Origin of the sequence: Streptosporangium longisporum (assembly GCF_039534895.1) — a bacterium.
In the GTDB taxonomy this organism is placed as follows: domain Bacteria; phylum Actinomycetota; class Actinomycetes; order Streptosporangiales; family Streptosporangiaceae; genus Streptosporangium; species Streptosporangium longisporum.
The window spans coordinates 916756-934209 of the sequence record NZ_BAAAWD010000006.1 but is presented as its reverse complement, the minus strand read 5'-3'; the positions used below and the strand labels follow the sequence as shown (position 1 = coordinate 934209).

The 17454-nt window shown below is 71.8% G+C and carries 21 protein-coding genes and 2 tRNA genes; 15 read left to right on the top strand and 8 right to left on the bottom strand.

Annotated features, from left to right (window positions below; all coding sequences use genetic code 11):
- Positions 1-30: 30 nt before the first annotated feature.
- Entirely contained in the window at positions 31-483 is a 453-nt protein-coding gene (locus ABD832_RS08285; protein WP_344890716.1) for a hypothetical protein, read from the top strand.
- 344 nt (positions 484-827) lie between these two features.
- Here the strand turns inward: ABD832_RS08285 and ABD832_RS08280 are convergent, their stop codons facing one another.
- From ABD832_RS08280 to ABD832_RS08270, 3 genes are all read right to left on the bottom strand, one after another.
- Entirely contained in the window at positions 828-1202 is a 375-nt protein-coding gene (locus tag ABD832_RS08280; RefSeq protein WP_344890713.1) for a hypothetical protein, read from the bottom strand.
- A gap of 74 nt (positions 1203-1276) precedes the next feature.
- On the bottom strand, positions 1277-2242 hold the full coding sequence (gene mltG / locus ABD832_RS08275) for an endolytic transglycosylase MltG (RefSeq protein ID WP_344890711.1): 966 nt from the start codon (positions 2240-2242) through the stop codon (positions 1277-1279).
- The gene (locus ABD832_RS08270; RefSeq protein WP_344890710.1) at positions 2239-2751 is read right to left on the bottom strand and encodes a SigE family RNA polymerase sigma factor; all 513 of its coding nucleotides are present in this window, start codon (positions 2749-2751) and stop codon (positions 2239-2241) included. Before ABD832_RS08270 ends, mltG begins: the two co-directional genes overlap by 4 nt.
- A gap of 273 nt (positions 2752-3024) precedes the next feature.
- On the opposite strand from ABD832_RS08270, the gene ABD832_RS08265 reads away from it, so the two are divergent.
- From ABD832_RS08265 to ABD832_RS08235, 7 genes are all read left to right on the top strand, one after another.
- Complete coding sequence (locus tag ABD832_RS08265; RefSeq protein ID WP_344890708.1) at positions 3025-3861, top strand: alpha/beta fold hydrolase; 837 nt, start codon at positions 3025-3027, stop codon at positions 3859-3861.
- A gap of 87 nt (positions 3862-3948) precedes the next feature.
- Positions 3949-4533: a GNAT family N-acetyltransferase gene (locus tag ABD832_RS08260; RefSeq protein ID WP_344890705.1), complete on the top strand. Its 585-nt coding sequence runs from the start codon at positions 3949-3951 to the stop codon at positions 4531-4533.
- Positions 4534-4715: 182 nt separating this feature from the next.
- A complete protein-coding gene (locus ABD832_RS08255; RefSeq protein WP_344890702.1) occupies positions 4716-5234 on the top strand; it encodes a SigE family RNA polymerase sigma factor in 519 nt (172 codons plus the stop codon).
- Positions 5231-6322, top strand: coding sequence for a hypothetical protein (locus ABD832_RS08250; RefSeq protein ID WP_344890699.1), 1092 nt, complete (start codon positions 5231-5233; stop codon positions 6320-6322). The genes ABD832_RS08255 and ABD832_RS08250 overlap by 4 nt, the downstream gene beginning before the upstream one ends.
- A gap of 102 nt (positions 6323-6424) precedes the next feature.
- Complete coding sequence (locus ABD832_RS08245) at positions 6425-7006, top strand: TetR/AcrR family transcriptional regulator (protein ID WP_344890696.1); 582 nt, start codon at positions 6425-6427, stop codon at positions 7004-7006.
- Positions 7007-7109: 103 nt separating this feature from the next.
- A complete protein-coding gene (locus ABD832_RS08240) occupies positions 7110-8360 on the top strand; it encodes an MFS transporter (RefSeq protein ID WP_344890693.1) in 1251 nt (416 codons plus the stop codon).
- A 15-nt stretch (positions 8361-8375) separates the two neighbouring features.
- Positions 8376-9134 (top strand): SDR family NAD(P)-dependent oxidoreductase, encoded by a 759-nt coding sequence (locus ABD832_RS08235; RefSeq protein ID WP_344890690.1) that lies wholly within the window; start codon positions 8376-8378, stop codon positions 9132-9134.
- Positions 9135-9514: 380 nt separating this feature from the next.
- Here the strand turns inward: ABD832_RS08235 and ABD832_RS08230 are convergent, their stop codons facing one another.
- The 5 genes from ABD832_RS08230 to ABD832_RS08210 all read right to left on the bottom strand — a co-directional run bounded on the left by ABD832_RS08230 (position 9515) and on the right by ABD832_RS08210 (position 13810).
- On the bottom strand, positions 9515-10825 hold the full coding sequence (locus tag ABD832_RS08230; RefSeq protein WP_344890687.1) for an RNA polymerase sigma factor: 1311 nt from the start codon (positions 10823-10825) through the stop codon (positions 9515-9517).
- A 15-nt stretch (positions 10826-10840) separates the two neighbouring features.
- Complete coding sequence (locus ABD832_RS08225; RefSeq protein WP_344890685.1) at positions 10841-11245, bottom strand: YciI family protein; 405 nt, start codon at positions 11243-11245, stop codon at positions 10841-10843.
- A gap of 157 nt (positions 11246-11402) precedes the next feature.
- Positions 11403-12695 carry a PP2C family protein-serine/threonine phosphatase gene (locus tag ABD832_RS08220; RefSeq protein WP_344890682.1) on the bottom strand — a complete coding sequence of 431 codons (1293 nt, stop codon included), beginning with the start codon at positions 12693-12695 and terminating at the stop codon, positions 11403-11405.
- A gap of 264 nt (positions 12696-12959) precedes the next feature.
- A complete protein-coding gene (locus ABD832_RS08215; RefSeq protein WP_344890679.1) occupies positions 12960-13208 on the bottom strand; it encodes a hypothetical protein in 249 nt (82 codons plus the stop codon).
- A 290-nt stretch (positions 13209-13498) separates the two neighbouring features.
- On the bottom strand, positions 13499-13810 hold the full coding sequence (locus ABD832_RS08210; RefSeq protein ID WP_344890676.1) for a hypothetical protein: 312 nt from the start codon (positions 13808-13810) through the stop codon (positions 13499-13501).
- Between the two features lie 57 nt (positions 13811-13867).
- Here ABD832_RS08210 and ABD832_RS08205 point away from each other — a divergent pair, with 57 nt between their 5' ends.
- The 7 genes from ABD832_RS08205 (at position 13868) to ABD832_RS08175 (ending at position 17427) form a co-directional block, all read left to right on the top strand.
- On the top strand, positions 13868-14170 hold the full coding sequence (locus tag ABD832_RS08205) for an AfsR/SARP family transcriptional regulator (RefSeq protein WP_344890673.1): 303 nt from the start codon (positions 13868-13870) through the stop codon (positions 14168-14170).
- Between the two features lie 85 nt (positions 14171-14255).
- A tRNA-Thr gene (locus ABD832_RS08200) sits at positions 14256-14328 on the top strand.
- 203 nt (positions 14329-14531) lie between these two features.
- A tRNA-Met gene (locus tag ABD832_RS08195) sits at positions 14532-14605 on the top strand.
- A 79-nt stretch (positions 14606-14684) separates the two neighbouring features.
- Complete coding sequence (gene rpmG, locus ABD832_RS08190) at positions 14685-14849, top strand: 50S ribosomal protein L33 (protein ID WP_030921771.1); 165 nt, start codon at positions 14685-14687, stop codon at positions 14847-14849.
- Positions 14850-15127: 278 nt separating this feature from the next.
- On the top strand, positions 15128-15574 hold the full coding sequence (locus ABD832_RS08185; protein ID WP_344890670.1) for a MaoC family dehydratase N-terminal domain-containing protein: 447 nt from the start codon (positions 15128-15130) through the stop codon (positions 15572-15574).
- Between the two features lies 1 nt (position 15575).
- A complete protein-coding gene (locus ABD832_RS08180; RefSeq protein WP_344890667.1) occupies positions 15576-16004 on the top strand; it encodes a MaoC family dehydratase in 429 nt (142 codons plus the stop codon).
- A 190-nt stretch (positions 16005-16194) separates the two neighbouring features.
- The gene (locus tag ABD832_RS08175; RefSeq protein WP_344890664.1) at positions 16195-17427 is read left to right on the top strand and encodes a glycosyltransferase family 2 protein; all 1233 of its coding nucleotides are present in this window, start codon (positions 16195-16197) and stop codon (positions 17425-17427) included.
- The last annotated feature ends 27 nt before the right edge of the window (positions 17428-17454 follow it).

The window sequence follows — 17454 nt, the reverse complement described above, 5'->3', positions numbered from 1 at the left end:
TGTCCGTCAAAGCGGAACAAGCTCACCCAGATGTCCGATACAGAGGAACCGCAAGCTCAAAGGGCGGCAGATCCCGCCGCGCTCGAGCGGAGATGGCAACACCGCCTGCATCTGGACACGATGTTGTTCCAGCGCGCCAACCTGTTCCTCGTGGTGGAGTCTCTGCTGGTCGTTGCCTACGCCATGATGCTGGGAGTGGCCACACAGGCAGGCGCCAAGAACACTCAGCTGGCCCTGGTCGTGGTACGGATCATCGCGGTCTTCGGCCTGCTCCTCACCATGATCTGGGCGTACGTGGCTCACCGGCATCTGCGTTACCACCGGCTGGTTCACGACCGGGACGGAGAACTCTTCCCGGAATACGTGGAGGTCAGGAGCCAGTGGCGGAAGAGAAGGATTTCCTCCCTGCCTCTGGTCACCTACTTTCTGCCCGGGCTGGCCGGTGGGCTGTGGATTCTTCTCCTGCTGGTCACCTGGCGCTGATCGGCATGGTGAGCGCGGACACATGCGCTCCGGCTCATGGACTTCCACCCTGGATGTGGACACCTTGACCTCGTCGGGGGCGTTCGAATACCCGGCGGACTTCCGGGCTGACGCCGTGGCACCGGTGCGCTCGTTCGGCACGACGATCGGTGGTCGTGCGGCTGCGACCGCGGATCGTGGGAAAGACGCCTCCGGAGAAGTCCGCCTCCGAGCTGGAGTACTACCGGTGATGGAGCGCGCGTGCCGACCTCTTTCAGGCCGGCGGTGGCGGCCCGTGGCCCGGGCCGTCGCATGACGGGGCCACCGGCCGCCGCTCCACTTCCGGTCCGACGGCCGAAAGCCGGCTACCCGCGCGGCGGACACGCATCGGCGGGGTCGCGCAACGCGAGTGCTTCGGCTTCGGTCAGTCCTTCGCGTGCCGCGACTCTGCGCCGGGCCCGGACCTGCGCGCTCGTACGGGGACGGTACTTCGGTTCCTGGCCGCAGCCGCAGGTCTCGAATCCCTCGTACCGGAGGCCCGCCCTCAGGACGGCCTCGACCGCAGTCCAGTGACGGTCCTTGGTCCTGCGCGGTGCGGCGAAGTCGTGACCGGCGAAGAGCATCGGTGCCCGGCAGCGTGTGCAGAGGTGCTCCGCTTCGTCCCAGGGCAGCTTGTGGCTCTGGCGGCAGGCGACGCACACGTAGTGGACCCTGTAGGTGACCATCGCGTACGTGCACACGGGGACAGGATACCCGCCGTACGGACGAAGATCATTGTGTTACCGGGCGGGGCTCGGGCGCGCGCGCCGCTCCATCACCCGGTCCTGCGGTTCCTGTCGTACTCCTCGACCAGCTTGAGGAACTCGGATTCGGAGTCGGCGAACTTCGTGACGCCCTTCTTCGGGTCGGTCGTCACGAAGTACATCCAGGGCCCGGCGTCCGGCTTCAGGGCGGCTTCGATGGCGTCGGCCCCCGGGCTGCAGATGGGACCGGGCGGCAGGCCGAGGCGCCTGTAGGTGTTGTACGGCGACCGGCTCGCCAGGTCCTCTCGCGAGACCCGGCCGCCGAACCTGTTCAGGCCGTACATGAGCGTGCTGTCGAGTTGGAGCGTCATCTCGGGCCTGTGGTCCAGCCGGTTGTGGACGACCCGCGAGATCTTGGGCATGTCGCGCCTGTCGGCCGACTCGGCCTGGACGATGCTGGCGATGATCAGGATCTCCAGGGGCGTACGGCCGACACGCCTGGCCCCGTCCACCAGGTCACCGTCCTCGGCGGCGCGGTCGAAGCGTGTCACCATCGCGGCGAGGATCTCCCCGGGGCTCGACGTGGGCGAGACCTCGTAGGTTCCGGGGAAGGCGAACCCTTCCAGCCTGCCCTTGGCGTAGGCCGGAAGGCCGAGTGCCCTGCCGTCCTCGGCGGCCCGCTCGAACTCCGCCGCCGGTCTGCCGGTGGCGGCCGACAGCTGCTTCAGGATCTGCGAGAGCCGCCGTCCTTCTTTCACGGTCAGGGTGGTCCGCCCCTGCCTGGTCTCCGCGGGAGTCTCGCCGGAGCCCACCCCGGTGAAGTCCTCGGGTACCGCCTCCCGAAAGGACAGTCCCTGGACCACGAGCGTGGATCCGACCGCCATCGCGGTCACGGCCGCCGCCGTCGCCATCACCAGGACGAGGCCGCGCCGACGGGCTCGGCCCCGGCCGGCCGGGAGGAACCGGCCCGGCGAGGGTGGCTGCTCCTCATGGGCCATGTCGGAGAGGGTCTCGCGCAGCAGATCCTCGATGTTCATCCGGACTCCCTCACGGTGCTCAGTTCGGGTGCGGCCTTCTTCAGGCGCTCCAGCGACCGATAGATCTGGCTGCGTACCGACCCCACCCTGACCCCGAGCAGCCGCGCGATCTCGGTCTCGGACAGGTCTTCGAAGTAGCGCAGTACGAGCATGGTCCGCTGCCGGGGTGTCAGCCGGGCAAGGGCGTCGCGCATCACCAGACGAAGATCCGCCGTTTCGGCGTGCCCGTCGCCGATCTGTTCGGGCAGCCATCCGGCGGACACTTCCGTGACGCGGGAGCGGCGTCGCCACCGGCTCACCTGCTCGTGGTACATGACACGGCGGACGTACCCCTCAAGGGCCGCGGGGTCGCGCAGGCCGCGCCACTTCACCGCCGTCTTCACCAGCGCCGTCTTCACCAGCTCCTCGGCGGCGTGCCGGTCACCGGTCAGCAGGTACGCGGTACGGAACAGCGCGCCTGATCGATCGATGACGAACTGCCGGAAGTCCGCCTCACGTCCTGGATCCACCCGTCCTCCTCGCGATGTCACCAGGCAAGGACGCGGACAGGACGTCGATCTATGCCGGCATGGCCGCACCGATCTGCCTCAGGGGCCGCGTGCCCGTGTCACCACCGAGACCTGATGGCCGAGTACGGGCCTGGCCGGGATGATGCGAGGGCCGTGATCCGGTGGGCCGTCGGGAAGTGCTTTCAGACGGCCGGGAACGCGATCGGTCCTGATCGTCGTACGGCGGGAGAAGTCGGTTGCCCTGGCCGGGACGTCGCTGACAGGATCTTCGTCATGCCCGTCTTCTCCGCGCACGATGGCACCGAGCTCGCGTACCGGGTGTCCGGTGAGGGTGCCCCGGTGGTCTGCCTGCCGGGCGGCCCGATGCAGGACTCCGTCTACCTCGGTGAACTCGGCGGCCTGTCCGCGCATCGGCGATTGATCATGATGGATCCCCGGGGCACCGGCCGGTCCGCGGTACCGGAGGACGCCGGCTCCTACCGCTGCGACCGGCTGGTCGACGATGTCGAGGCGCTGCGGGAGCATCTCGGTCTCGACCGGCTGGACCTGCTCGCGCACTCCGCCGGCGCCAACCTGGCGGTGTCGTACGTGACCCGGCACCCGGAACGTGTCGGCAGGCTCGCCCTGATCGCGCCGAGCACCAGGGCCGTCGGCATCGCCGCCACCGGGGAGAGCCGGCTCGCGACCGCGCGGCTGCGCAGGGACGAGCCCTGGTTCGCGGCGGCCTTCGCCGCTCTGGAGGCCATGGTGGCCGGTGATGCCGCAGGTGACCGGAAGGCCGTCGATCCCTTCTTCTACGGTCGATGGGATGCGGCGGCGCAGGCCCATCAGGCGGCCCAGGACGGCCGTCGGAACGCCGAGGCCGCGGTCGCCTTCGGCGCCGAAGGGGCCTTCGATCCCGACGCCGCCCGCGCGGCACTGGCCGCGTTCACCGCGCCGGTGCTGCTGCTCGCCGGGGAGGTCGACCTGAACACGCCTCCGAGCGTCGCGGCCGAGTTCGCCGGGCTGTTCCCGGATGCCGCGTTCGTCGTCCAACCGGGAGCGGGTCACTTTCCCTGGCTCGACGACGCCGGCCGGTTCGTGGCGACGACCGCGACGTTCCTGGGATGAGGACGGTCCGGTCGTCGCTTCGTTCGCGGGAAGAGCCCGGTCCGTCCGGGTACCGGCTCCACCGGTGACCGTGCCGGCCTCTACGCCATGCTCATCAGATCCGGAACGAGGGACGACGCCGAGCGCGTCGCGGTGCTGCACGCCGAGAGCCGGCTGACCGCCTACGCCGGGATCATGCCCGACGACTATCTGAACGGGCCGCTGCTCGACGAGCGCAGGAGGGTGTGGAACGCGCGCCTCACCGCCGCTGCGGAGCAGGATCACCCCACGTGCCTGCTGGTGGCCGTCGAGGACACCGTCCTCGTGGGGTTCGTCTACCTCGGCCTCCAGGCCGACGGCCGCGTCCTGCTCGACAACCTGCACGTCCGGCCCGCGAGCAGGGGTTCCGGAGTCGGGCACCGGCTCATGCGACACGCCTTCGCCTGGGCCGTGACGCGGTGTCCGGGCAGGGCCCTGTACCTGGACGTGCTGCGGGGCAACACCTCCGCGATCGCCTTCTACCGGCGTCTCGGCGGCCGGCCCACCCGGGAGTTCGTCGAGCGCTTTCCCGCGGGGTTCGCCCTGCCCGCCGTCGAGTACACCTGGGGTCCGGACGCGGTCCGCTCGCTCGCCGGCCACCGTTCCACCGATGATCGTCACGCCTCCGGCGGGAGCCCCCCCAACCCGGAATGATCACGCTGGTCGGACGCGGGCCCGCGGACGCCGGGACCGGCCTCAGCCCCGGACGTACCTCGCGGACGCCGGGACCGGCTTCCTGCCCGGACGTACCGCAGCGGATTTCTCATCGAAAACCAGAAGGGCTACAACCATTCATCCCACGGGCCGCGTTAGGAACGGGGGAGGGGGATATCACATTGGATCATCACGACGACTTCCGCGAGTTCGTGCTCGCCCGCCAGCAGGCGCTGATGCGCTTCGCCTACCTGCTCACGGGAGACGCCCACCTCGCGGAGGACCTCCTGCAGAGCGTCCTGATCAAGGTGGTGGGGAAGTGGCCCACGCTGTCCCGGGACGGCAATCCCGAGGCGTACACGCGCAAGGCGCTGGTCAACCAGTCCATCTCCTGGTGGCGCCGGCCACGTCTCGAGTCACCGAGCGCCGACCCGCCGGAACGCGGGGCCTCCCATGACGAGGCCACGCTCGACCGGATCGTGCTCCGCCAGGCGCTGGCCAGGCTGACGCCCAAGCAGCGCGCCGTGATCGTGCTGCGCTTCTGGGAGGACCTCACCGAGACGCAGACGGCCGAGACGCTCGGCTGCTCGGTGGGCACCGTCAAGAGCCAGGTCCATCACGCGCTGGCCCGCCTGCGCGCGCTCGCGCCCGAGCTGGCGCACCTGCTGTCCGATTCCGAGGTCAGGGAGGTGGCCCGATGACGAGGCTGCACGATGCGCTGGACGACGTCGCCGGCGAGGCTCCCCTGGTGGATCTGGCCGATCGGGTCATCACCGGTCACCGGCGCAGGCGTCGCACCGGCCTGGTGGCGGTCGCCGCGGCGGTCGTGGCGCTCGGCATGGCGGCGGTGGTCGTGACGCCGCCGTGGGAGCGGGGGAACGGGACGGTGGCGTCGCGCGGGACGGACACGCTGCCCGACCTCCCGGACGGCAGGGTGGGGTCGCTCAGCCACGCGTACCTGACGGAGTGCGAGGTGAAGCAGGGGGAGGGGGGCCTCGACTGCGACGCCGCCGAGTGGCGGGTGGTCACCCGCACCGGCACGACCTACCGGGTGCCGCAGGCGCTCGCCGTCACCGCCGACCGCCGGCGTGTTCCCACCGCGATCAGCCGGGACGGGCGCATGTTCGCCTACTACAGCCGCCGGGCCCAGGCGCACGTGGTCCGCGACCTGGCGACAGATTCCGAGGTCGTCTCCCCGGTCACGGTGAAGGAAGGACGGATCGGCGTGGGCTCCATGCTCGTGGTCTCCGACGACGGCCGCTATGTGATCTTCGATCCGCGGGAGGGGACCAAGACGCCCGGGGTGCTGATCGACGTGCGGACCGGCAGGACGGTGTCGATACCGGGCGTGTACGAGCCGGTCAGTGTCAAGGACGGCATCGCCGTGCTGGTCCGGTACAGGAAGACCGACCTGTGGCAGATGCCCGTCACCGGCGGGGGCGCGCCGGTGCGCTTCGAGGGCGCGTTCATCATGTTCAGCGAGCTGGCCCCGGACGGCCGGACGGTGGCCGCCTTCGAGCACGCCGACCTCACGAAGCGCACGCTCACCCTTCTCGACAGCGGGACCGGGCGGACCCTGCGCAAGGTCGCCATCCGCGGCCTGCCGGAGGACGGCGGCGTCACCGGCACCGCCCTGTGGCGGAACGTATCCGATGTCACGATCGTGTACGGGAAAGGCGAGATCAGTACCTATACGGTCAACGTCAAGACCGGCCAGGCCCGGCGGCTGGTCCGTCACCGGGCCACGTCCCCGTACGTGATGCTGCCGGGAATGGCGGGTATCCCGTAGCGCCGGGGGCCGGGACTCCCGGCCGGGCCGGAGCGGTGCCGCGGGGTGCGCTCTCCTCCCCGATATTTGACTGATCGGTCTCATATGGTTAGGGTCCGTGGTGTGGCAAGGACCAAGGAGTTCGATCCGGACGCGGCCCTGCAGAAGGCGCTGGAGCTGTTCTGGGAGCGGGGGTACGAGGCGACGTCCATGGCCGACCTGGTGGAGCACCTGGGCATCGCCAGGGCGAGCATCTACGCCACCTTCGGCGGCAAGCACGACCTCTACCTGAAGGCGTTCGAGAGGTACCTGCAGACCAGGGACCCCCGGGTCGTCGAGGTGCTCTCCCAGCCGGGGCCCGCGCTCCCGGCCGTGCGGGCGCTGATCGAGGCGTACGCCGAGGAGTCCCTGTGCGACGAGCGCAGGCGCGGCTGCATGGTCGTCAACGCGGCCGTGGAGGTCATGTCGCGCGATCCGCAGACGGCCCGCCGGATCGAGGCGAGCTGGGACAACCTGGAGACCGCGCTGACCTCGGCGCTGACCCGGGCACGCGCGCAGGGCGAGATCCCGCAGGACCGGGATCCGCGGGCCCTGGCCCGGTTCCTGCTCGTCGTGATGCAGGGCATGCGCGTCCTGGGCCGTGCCCACCCCGACCCCGCCAGGCTGCGCGACGCCACCGCGCAGGCGCTGGCCGTCCTGGACTGAGGAAGTGATCACTGTGACGCGAGACGCTTCCGCATGCCCTGAAACTGGAACGATCGGTCTAGAAAACCGTGCCTCCCGGACGGCCTTCGCGCTGCTCGGGGCCGTGCAGGTCACGCTCATCGCGACGATCACGGTCATCACCGTGGCGTTGCCCGCCGTCCAGCGGGACCTGCGGGGTGACGACACCGATCTGGTGCTGGTCACCTCCGCCTACGGCCTGTCGTTCGGAGGGCTGCTGCTGCTCGGCGGGCGGCTGGCGGACCTCCTCGGGCCCAGGAGGGTGTTCGTCACCGGCATGGCCGTCTTCGGCCTCGCCTCGGTGGCGGCCGGTCTCGCCCCCGGGACGGGCGTGCTGGTGGTCGCCCGGTTCGCCGAGGGGGCCGGTGCGGCGCTGGCGGCGCCTGCGGCGATGGCGCTGCTGGGCGTGGTGTTCCCCGATCCGCGCCGCAGGATGCGGGCGACGGCGGTGTGGGGCGTGCTGAGCAGCGCCGGCGCGACCGCGGGGATCGTGCTCTCCGGCGTGGTGACCACCTGGGTGCCGTGGCGGTGGGTGTTCCTGGTGCCGGTCGCGGTGGCGGCCGTCGCGGTGACCGTCACGCCGAGGCTCCTGCCCGCCGACCCCCCGCCGCGCAGGAGCCGGATCGACTGGCCGGGCGCGGTGCTGGTGACCGCCGGGCTGGCCGCGCTGATCCACGGGGCGGAGCGCTCGGGCTGGACGGTCCTCGCCGGTGCGGTGCTGCTCGTGCTCTTCGTCCTGGTCGAGCGGCGCTCGGCGGTACCGCTGATGCCGCTGCCGTTCCTGCGCGGCCGCGCCCTGCCGCTGGTCGCCGTGATGCTCTGCGCCGGGGCGATGGCGAGCGGGTTCTTCCTGCTCTCCCTGTACCTGCAGCAGGTACGCGGCCTGTCGCCGCTGTGGACGTCGGTCGCGTTCCTGCTGTCCGCCCCGGCCGTCCTCGTGTCCGCCCCCCTGGCCGGGCGGCTCGTCCCCCGTCTGGGGATCCGCCGCGTCCTGGCGATCGGGCTGACCGTCGCGGGCGCCGGTCTGCTGCTGCTCAGCGTTCTCGACGCGCCGTACGCGGGCCTGGTCGTCTTCCCCTGCGGGGCGGGGATGACGTTCTCCGCCGCCGCGCTCGCCGTCATGCGTGACGCGCGGGACGGCGAGGGCGGCCTGGCGGGAGGGCTGCTGAACACCGCGATGGAGATCGGCCCGCCGCTCGGCCTCGCGGTTCTGGTCTCCCTCGCGGGCGCCCACTCGCACCACCCGTCGAGCGGCTACGCCTTCGCCCTGCGAAGCGCCGCCGCCGCTCTCGTCGTCACCGCTCTGTTCTCGGCGTTCCCGCGCCGTACCAGGTAAACGAAGGAGAAGATCATGACAGCACGTTTCACCGGCAAGGTGGTTCTCGTCACCGGAGGAGGCTCGGGCATCGGCCGGGCCGCCGCGCTCGCCTTCGCCCGGGAGGGCGCGGCCGTGGTGGTCGCCGGGCGTGGCGCCGCGGCGCTCGAGGAGACCGTGAAGCTGATCGAGCACGAGGGGGGCCGGGCCGACGCGGTGACCGCCGACGTCTCCTCCTCCGCGGACGTCGCCCGGCTCGTCGCGACCACGGTGGAGCGCCACGGCGGCCTGCACGTCGCGTTCAACAACGCGGGAGTCGTCGAGGGGGGCATGCTCGCGGACATGGACGAGGACGCCTGGGACCGCCTGCTGGCCGTGAACCTGACCGGCGTCTTCCTCAGCATGAAGCACGAGATCGCCCACATGCTCGGCAACGGCGGCGGTGTGATCGTCAACACCTCCTCCAACCTGGGCGCCCACCTGCGGCTGCCGTTCCTCGGCGCCTACGCGGCGTCCAAGGCGGCCGTGAGCGCGCTGAGCCGGACGGCCGCGAAGGAGTACATCGGGCAGGGCATCCGCGTCAACGTGCTCAGCCCGGGACCGATCGACACCTCCATGTCCCTGTGGCCCGGCGAGACCGAGGCCGACCGGGCCGAGCGGCTCAAGGGAGCGCTGCCGATCGGCAGGGTCGGGTCGCTCGACGAGGCGGCCTCCGCCGTGCTCTGGCTCGCGGCGCCCGAGTCGGGATTCGCGGTCGGCCACGACCTGGTCCTCGACGGGGGCGCCACCGCCTGAGAGGGGACCGTCGCCCGCAGGCCCGGGATCGTGATCTCCGGCCGGGCGGGCGGGGGCCGTGGTCCCGCGGGCCCGTGTCCTGCGGCCCGGGACGGTGGACCGGGCGTGCGCGGGCGGTCGCGTGTCACCGGCCGCCGAGATGTGTGAAATGATCTTCATGGCGTTCTTCCGGTCGTGCCGGGCCTCTCGAGCGGTTCCCGCATGGGGGGCGACCGGGGACGCCGAAGGGTCCCGGATGTTCCTCCGGGGCCCTTCTCGCGTGGTCCGGCGACGGTCACGGCCCGCCTCGCGCCTCCGGGACGGTGACACCCCGTGCCCGCTCGTGCCGTACGCGACGAGGTGCGGGTTGCCGTCGCGGGCCCGCGCCGTGCGCGACGCCCTCAGGGATCCTCGGTGTCCCCGGGCACCGCGGGCCCTGCGGGCTCTCCGGGCTCTCCGGGGGCTGCGGGCTCTCCGGTGTCCGTGGCGGCGAGCCGGGCGGCGCGGGTGGTGAGGTGGTCCCGCTCGGGGATGCTCGTCGTGCGGCTCGCCGCGACGCGGTACTCCTCGACGGCCGCGTGCCGGTCGCCGGCCATCTCCAGCAGGTGGGCCCGCGCGGTGTGGAGGCGGTGGTGGCCGGCCAGGCGGCCGTCGGCCTCCAGTGCCCCGAGCATGCCGAGGCCGACCTCGGCGCCGTGCGTCATGGCGGCGGCGACGGCGCGGTTGAGGGAGACCATCGGGTTGTCGGACATGCGTTCCAGCAGGCCGTACAGCGCGAGGATCTGCGGCCAGTCGGTCTCCTCGGCCGTGGCCGCCTCGTCGTGGAGCGCGGCTATCGCGGCCTGGAGCTGGTAGGGGCCGACCGCGCCCCCGGCGAGGGCCGCGGTGACGAGCGCGACGCCCTCGGCGACGGCCGCGCCGTCCCACAGGCCGCGGTCCTGCTCGGCCAGCGGGATCGGGGCGCCGTCCGGTCCGGTACGCGCGGGACGCCGGGCGTCGGTGAGCAGCATCAGCGCGAGCAGCCCGGCCACCTCGCGGTCCTCGGGGAGCAGGTCGTGGACCGTCCTGGTCAGCCGGATCGCCTCGCGGGCCAGCTCCACGCGCTGCAGGTCGGGGCCCGCGCTGCTGGCGTACCCCTCGTTGAAGATCAGGTAGAGCACGTGCAGCACCGAGGCGAGCCGTCGTGCCCGTTCCTCGGGCAGGGGCATGCGGAAGGGGACGCCGGAGGCCTTGATGCGCTGCTTGGCGCGGCTGATCCGCTGCGCCATGGTCGCCTCGGGGACCAGGAACGCCCTGGCGATCTCGGCCGTGGTCAGACCGCCCACGGACCGCAGGGTGAGGGCGATCGCCGAGGCCGGGGTCAGCGCGGGATGGCAGCACAGGAAGAGCGTGGTGAGCGTGTCGTCGCGGTCGGCCGCGCGCTCGTCGTCCGCGGCCGGTGCCGTCCTGCGGTCCGGGGGCGCCTGCGCGGCCACCCGCTCCTCCCGGAGGCGCCGCGCCTGCTCGTTGCGGACCCGCTCGGTCATCCGGCGGGAGGCGACGTGGACGAGCCAGCCCCGCGGGTTGCCGGGCACCCCCTCCACCGGCCACTGGGCCACGGCGTCCAGGAGCGCCTCCTGGACCGCGTCCTCGGCGGTGGCGAAGTCGCCGAAGCGCCGGGTGAGCACGCCGACGACCTGCGGCACCAGCGGGCGCAGCAGGTCGTCGACCACGGGATCATCCAGTGGTCACAGCTCCTCGGCCGGGCTCGCCGACATCACCTGGCGTACCTCGATCGGCATGTTCAGCGGCCTGCCGCCCGGACCGGGCGCGGCCGAGACGTACGCGGCCAGCTCGACCGCCCGCTCGGGGCTCTCGCAGTCGACCACCCAGTAGCCGACCAGGAACTCCTTGGTCTCCGGGTACGGGCCGTCCGTGATCACGGGGGAGCCGCCCTGGCCGGCCCGCACGATCCTGGCCTGGTCCGGAGCCGCCAGTCCCTGCGCGTCCACCAGCTCCCCGGCGGCGCCGAGCTTCTCACCCGTGGCCCGCATGAACTCGATGTGGGCCATGACGTCCTCCACCGGCCAGGTCTCGATCGGGGGGAAGTCGGCCTGTGCGCCGGAGGACTGCATCAGCAGCATGTACTTCATGGATTCGCTCCCTGTTTCCGGGCGCCTGTGCCGGCGCTCTCCCCGTGGTAGAAGCCGGTCACCGCTTTCTCGACATTCTTACCGGCTGTCCCGGAAGAAATCCGGCCGCGGTCGAGGGCCGGTCGCCGTCCCGAGCCCGGACGCGGTCTCGGGACGGTCAGGGGGGCGGGACGCGGAGCGCCAGGATGGCCATGTCGTCGGTCATGTGCCCCCGGCTGTACTCCAGCGCGGCGTCGCCGATCCGCCGTACGGTCTCGTGCGCGTCCAGGTCCCCGCAGGACGTCAGCAGGGCGATCAGGCGCTCGTCGCCGAACAGGTCCTGCTGCCCGGGCGGGTGCGCCTCGGTGACGCCGTCGCTGTAGAGCAGCAACGTGTCCCCGGGCCGCAGGTCGAAGCGGACGTTCTCCAGGCCCGTCTCCTCCAGGACGCCCAGCACGACGCCGCGCGTGCGCAGGGCCTCCACCGTGCCGTCCCCGTGCCGCAGCAGGGCGGAGGGGTGCCCGGCGGTGGAGAGCATCCCGGTGAACCCGTCCCCCTCGGGGCGGAAGATCGCGCAGACCGCCGTCAGGAACCGGCCGTCCTTGACCCGCTGGGCCAGCAGGGCACGGTTCAGCTGCTCCAGCACCTTGCTGGGCGAGACGTGGCGGGGCGCGTCGGCCCGCATCGTGTACCGGGCCAGGGCCGTGATCTGCGCGGCCTCCACGCCGTGCCCGCACACGTCGCCCAGGATCGCGCACCAGCGCGAGCCGCTGGCCATGAACAGGTCGTAGAAGTCGCCGGTCACGTTCACCCCGCCCGCGGCCGGGATGTACGTGGCGGCGGCCTCCAGGCCGGAGACCTCCGGCATCATCGGCGGCAGCAGGCTCTCCTGCAGGGTCCGGGCCAGTTCCTCCGAGACCCTGCCCGCGGCCTGCAGCTCGGCCACGTGCCGTTCGGAGCGGGCCAGCGCGTCCCGGAGCATGATCTCCCCCGACACGGCGCGTGCCAGGGTGGCCAGCGTCTGCGCGTCGATGTCCGTCCAGGTGCGCGGGGCCTCGTCCACCACGCAGAGCCCGCCCAGGACCTCGCCGTCCGGGCCGTGGATGGGATAGCCGGCCCAGGCGCCGATCTCCATCCGCTTCACCGCCGCCAGGCAGTCCAGGCGGGGGTCGGCGGTGACGTCCCCCGCCAGAAGGGGCTCGTTCGTGGCGATCAGGATGTGGCAGGGGCTCTCCGCCACCGGGCTCTGCCGCTCGGACATGGACAGCTCGCCCATGCCGATCGCGCTCTTCCAGAACACCCTCCGGTCGTCCACCAGGGTCACGAACGCCCGGCGTGTGCCGGTCACCCGGGCGGCCAGCAGGGCGAGATCGTCGAACGAGGGCTCCGGCTCGGTGTCGAGCAGGCCGGTGGCCTGTACCGCCGACAGGCGCTTGGGATCGAGCACCGCCTGCGGGATCTCAAAGCCCATGTGCGCAACCGCCTTCTTCCCGGCCCGCCGCCGGCGGACGCGCCGCCGCGACGAAGGGCCCCCGGGACCGGCCCGGGACCGGTGATCGTGTCTCCTGGAACGGAACGGGCCGCCGCGCGGCCGGTCCGCGCCGCGATGGTCCGGAGGCGGTGCTGCCCTCCGGGCCGCGGATCACACGGTCCCGCGGTAAATCGTACGGTGCCCTCGTCACCCGCTCCCGTCCCGCCTCGCGGGTACTTTTCGTACGGGGCCGGAGAGCGGTTGCTACAGGCCCATCTCGGAGGTCAGCAGGCGGTGCGCCTGGTCCACGTCCTCGGGGGTGTAGCCGGGAATGCTGCGGTCGAGCCGCTGCAGGAGGTCCATCAGGGCCTGCTTCTGCGCCAGGTTCCGGACGGGGAGCCGGTCGAGGTCCACGCTCATCAGCCAGTCGAGCAGCACCACCGCGTCGGCGGTCCGCAGGCTCAGCGGGGTCGTTCCCGAGGCGGCCGTCCCCAGGCCGGGCGTTCCGCTCATACGAGCAATCTACTCCTACCCAGATATGCGAAATAACCCATTTTGTCGTATGACTTTCTCCTTTCTTCGTGCCCGGGGGATCGTGATGCTCACCCCTGACCGAAAACAGTCGAAAATCCATAAAAACTGATATGTCTGGCATTTCTATCCACCGGACTCCCGGGTGATCCGCGATGCCCGGATCCCGTTGCCGCCCGTGCCGTTCGGGCCGTTCGGGCCGTTCGGGCCGCGTGCCGGCCGCCTCCCGGGGTGCGCGGAGTCTCACCCGGATCCTGGGCGGCGGGGCCGTCTCACCGGCTGAGCGCGGCCCACAGGGTGCCGAACTCCTCGGAGGTCAGGGCGTTCAGGCCGAAGTCGTCGGGATAGATCGGGCCCTCGGCCAGGAAGCCGTGCTCGTCCTCGATGTGCCTCCACGAGTACGTGCGGGCGATGCCGTCCGAGCCCAGCTCGGCGTGCCTCACCGGCCAGTACTCCCCGCCGTCGTCGAGGACGGTCTCGAACAGCCATACGTGGCCGTCGTCGTCCACGCCGTGCCAGTACAGGTGCGGCCGGTCGCTCTCGTCGAGCGCGCGGATCGCTTCTCTGCGACGGTCCTGCAGCATCGTGCTCCTTGGTGTCCCGCAAAAGCCGACGAAAGGGGCAGCCTGCTTTTTGCTGTGTTGCGCGTTCTCGGTCCGCTCCAGGCGGCGGAGATCAACGGTCCTGCGGCGGACCTCGGTCCCTCCCGGCAACGGGCGGTGGTGGCCGGGCTCGTGGCGGCCGGAGGGCACGTGGTCTCCACCGATCGTTTCATCGACGACCTGTGGCACGGGCGGTCCCCGCCCAAGGCGCCGGCCGCCCTCCAGGTCCACGTCTCCGGCCTCCGGCGGGTGCCCGGACCCGGACGGCCACCCCGCGCCCCCGCGACGGTACCGGTCGGCGCCGCCCCCGGCACGCCGGGGTTTCCGGGGGAGACGGGGTGATCCGAGCGGTCCTCGATTGATTTCGCATCCCGCTGCGGAGCCGTGTATGGTTACACCTGTCCGCAAGCGAGAGCGACACGGACAGGCCCCTTTAGCTCAGTCGGCAGAGCGTCTCCATGGTAAGGAGAAGGTCTACGGTTCGATTCCGTAAAGGGGCTCGACAGCCTAGAAGCCCTAACCCTTCGGTTAGGGCTTTCGGCTTGGTCGGCCGTAAAGGTGCAGGCCAGAAAATACTCAAGGTTCCGACGCGCCGACGGGCATACTGGGGCGACCCAGAAGGGATCGCCCCGACCTGCACAAGTACGCAGGCACTCGACGGGTCGGGTATCCTTGCGGGGTCGGTCGATTTCGTCGGCCTCAAGGCGGAGTAGCTCAGCCAGGCAGAGCAAACGGCTCATAATCGTTGTGTCGCCGGTTCAAGTCCGGCCTCCGCTACTACCCACCGGGGTCTCCTCTCATCGGAGGAGACTGCCGCGGGTTGTCCAATGTCTCGAACGTAGAAAGGCACTCCCAAGTGGCTGCCACCGACGTTAGGCCCAAGATCACGCTGGCCTGCCAGGAGTGCAAGCACCGCAACTACATCACGCGGAAGAACCGGCGCAACGACCCGGATCGGCTTGAGCTGAAGAAGTACTGCCCGAACTGCAAGACGCACCAGGCGCACCGCGAGACCCGCTAGTCCTCGCGAAGCCCCCCGCCCGGCGTCGGGGGATGAGTGCCTCGTCGGCACGTACATACTCCACGGAAACCGGCGTCCCCGAACGGGGCGCCGGTTTGTCGTGTTCCTCCATGTTCTCCGTCCGGACGTTGGTCCCGGCGCAGACCCCCGCCGCCTGTCCGCCGGGCTACGGTTTCCCGGTGGGCCCCGCGGCCCGCATCCTGGATAGCTCGTCCTGTCACTGTCAGTTCGACCCACCGGCGCCGGCCGTGCCGTGCCGGTACCCGCAAAGGAGCACGATGGCTCTGAACCGCGACTTCGTGGGGCGGGCGTCCGCGCCCTCCGCCCCGTACGAGGTCAGCCGTGTGAAGATCAAGGAGTTCGCGGCGGCGATCGGCGACGACAACCCGGTCTACCGGGACCGGGAGGCCGCCCGGGCGGCGGGCCACCCCGACGTGATCGCGCCGCCGACCTTCCCCATCGTGTTCAGCCTGTCCGGGGGGTCGATCCTGACCGATCCCGAGCTCGGCCTGAACCTGGCCATGGTGGTCCACGGCGAGCAGCGCTTCGAGTACCGGCGGCCGATCCGGGCCGGGGACGAGCTGGTGAGCGTCTCCACGGTGACCGACATCCGCGTCGTCGGGCGGAACGAGCTGATCACCGTCAGGAGCGACATCGGCACCGTCGAGGGCGAGGACGTGTGCGTCGCCTACAACACCATCGTCGAGCGCGGAGGGGCGAGCTGAGATGGCCGCTACGGTCAGGTACGACGAGGTCGAGACGGGACAGCAGATCCCGCCCGCCGACTACCCGGTGCGCCGGGCCAACCTGGTGATGTACGCCGGGGCCTCCGGCGACTTCAACCCCATCCACTGGAACGAGCGCTTCGCCAAGACCGTCGGGCTGCCCGACGTGATCGCGCACGGCATGTTCACCATGGCCCAGGGCGGCCGGTTCGTCACCGACTGGGCGGGCGACCCGGGTGCGGTCGTCGACTACGGGGTGCGGTTCTCCTCCATGGTCGTCGTCCCGGACGACGACCGGGGCGCGGTGATCACGGTGAGCGGGATCATCGAGGAGAAACTGGAGGACAAGCGCGTGGTGGTCGCACTGACCGCCAGGTCCAACGACTCCCGGGTGCTGTCCAAGGCCCGCGCGGTGGTCCAGCTCTCCTGACGCCCGCCGACGGGCCCCCGGGCCCCGGCGCGGCCGGGACCTCCCTCGGGGCGGCCGGGAGAATGGCCGAGGGGGCGGTCGGCGGGCGATCGCGGGCGGTTCGGGGGCGGTCGCGGGCAGTCCGGGGGGCAGTCGGGGGCAGTCGGGGGCAGGGCCGAATCTTCTCCCGGTCCGGGGGTAGCGTCCGGGCATGAGCGAAGCACCGACCTTCGAAGTGTGGCCCACGGTAGCGTCCCTGCCCCGGGAGGGCGGCCGTACGGCCCAGGCGGCCTCGCCCTCCACGGACGACGCCCCCGCCCCCATCACCCCGGGTGGTCACGACGCCGGGCGGACCACCGCCCCGCCGATCGTCACGGACACCGGCCCCGACGGCGCGGCGCGCACGGGCACCGGTGAGGCCGGCGACGCCGGTGGCACCGGTGAGCGGCGGGTGGACGCCGACGACGCCGGCGGGCGGGAAAGGGACGCCGATCCCGGCCGGGTCGCCGGGGCGGCCGACCCCGGCCGCGACCCCGGCGGGCTCGGGGAGCTGGACGCCAACCGGATCGCGGAGACCGAGGCCGCCCCCGGGCCGACGGCCGACGACTCCCAGCTGCTCGGCCGCTCCGAGGACCACGACGGCCATCCCGAGCGGATGGTCTCCTCCCAGCTGCTCTGGGACGGCAGCCTCTCGGTCTCCCGGATGGACGAGAGCATCGTCCCCCCGGCCGGGGTCGAGGAGGCGAGCGCGCCGCGCGCGACGGTCACCGTGGCGCTGCTGGTCGACGGCCGGCCCGACGACCTGCGCGAGTGCGTGCGCGCCCTGGTCGCCCGTACCGAGGTCAAGGTCCTCGCCCTCGACCTGGGGGACGTGGACGGCGCCGGGGCGGTCCTGCACGAGCTGGCCGGGGAGTTCCCCCGGCGGGTGGACGCCTGGCACGTGGCCGAGCTCCCGCACTGGCGGGGCGGCTCCGCCGGGTGGGGGGAGAGCCGGAACGCGCTGCTGCGCCTGGACGACTCGGACGTGCACGTCGTCATGGACTCCTCGGTCATCCTGGACGGCGACGCGGTGACGCCGCTGGTCAAGGCCCTGGAGGACCAGAACGTGACCGCGGTGGGCTGGGAGGGCGTGACCTTCGGCGACGACGGCCGGGGATGGACGGACGCCGAGGCCGGCGAGGTGCGGGGGCTGCACGGCCACCTGCTGGCGGTCAGGCGCGACGCCGCGCTGGCCGCGGGCGGATTCCCGGCCGAGGCCCGCTACCACGGCGACGCCGGTCTGGAGTTCTCGCTGGGGCTGCCGGGCACGCTCGTCGCGCTGGGCAAGGACCTGCCGGTGCACCGGGAGCGGGACCACGCCGACGACGGCGTCGATCCCGCCTACCGGGAGAGGGAGACCGCGGGGACGCGGGAGCGGGTGCTGGCGCTGCTGCGCTCGCCGTAGGCTGGTCGCGGATGTCGGCCGGGGCGG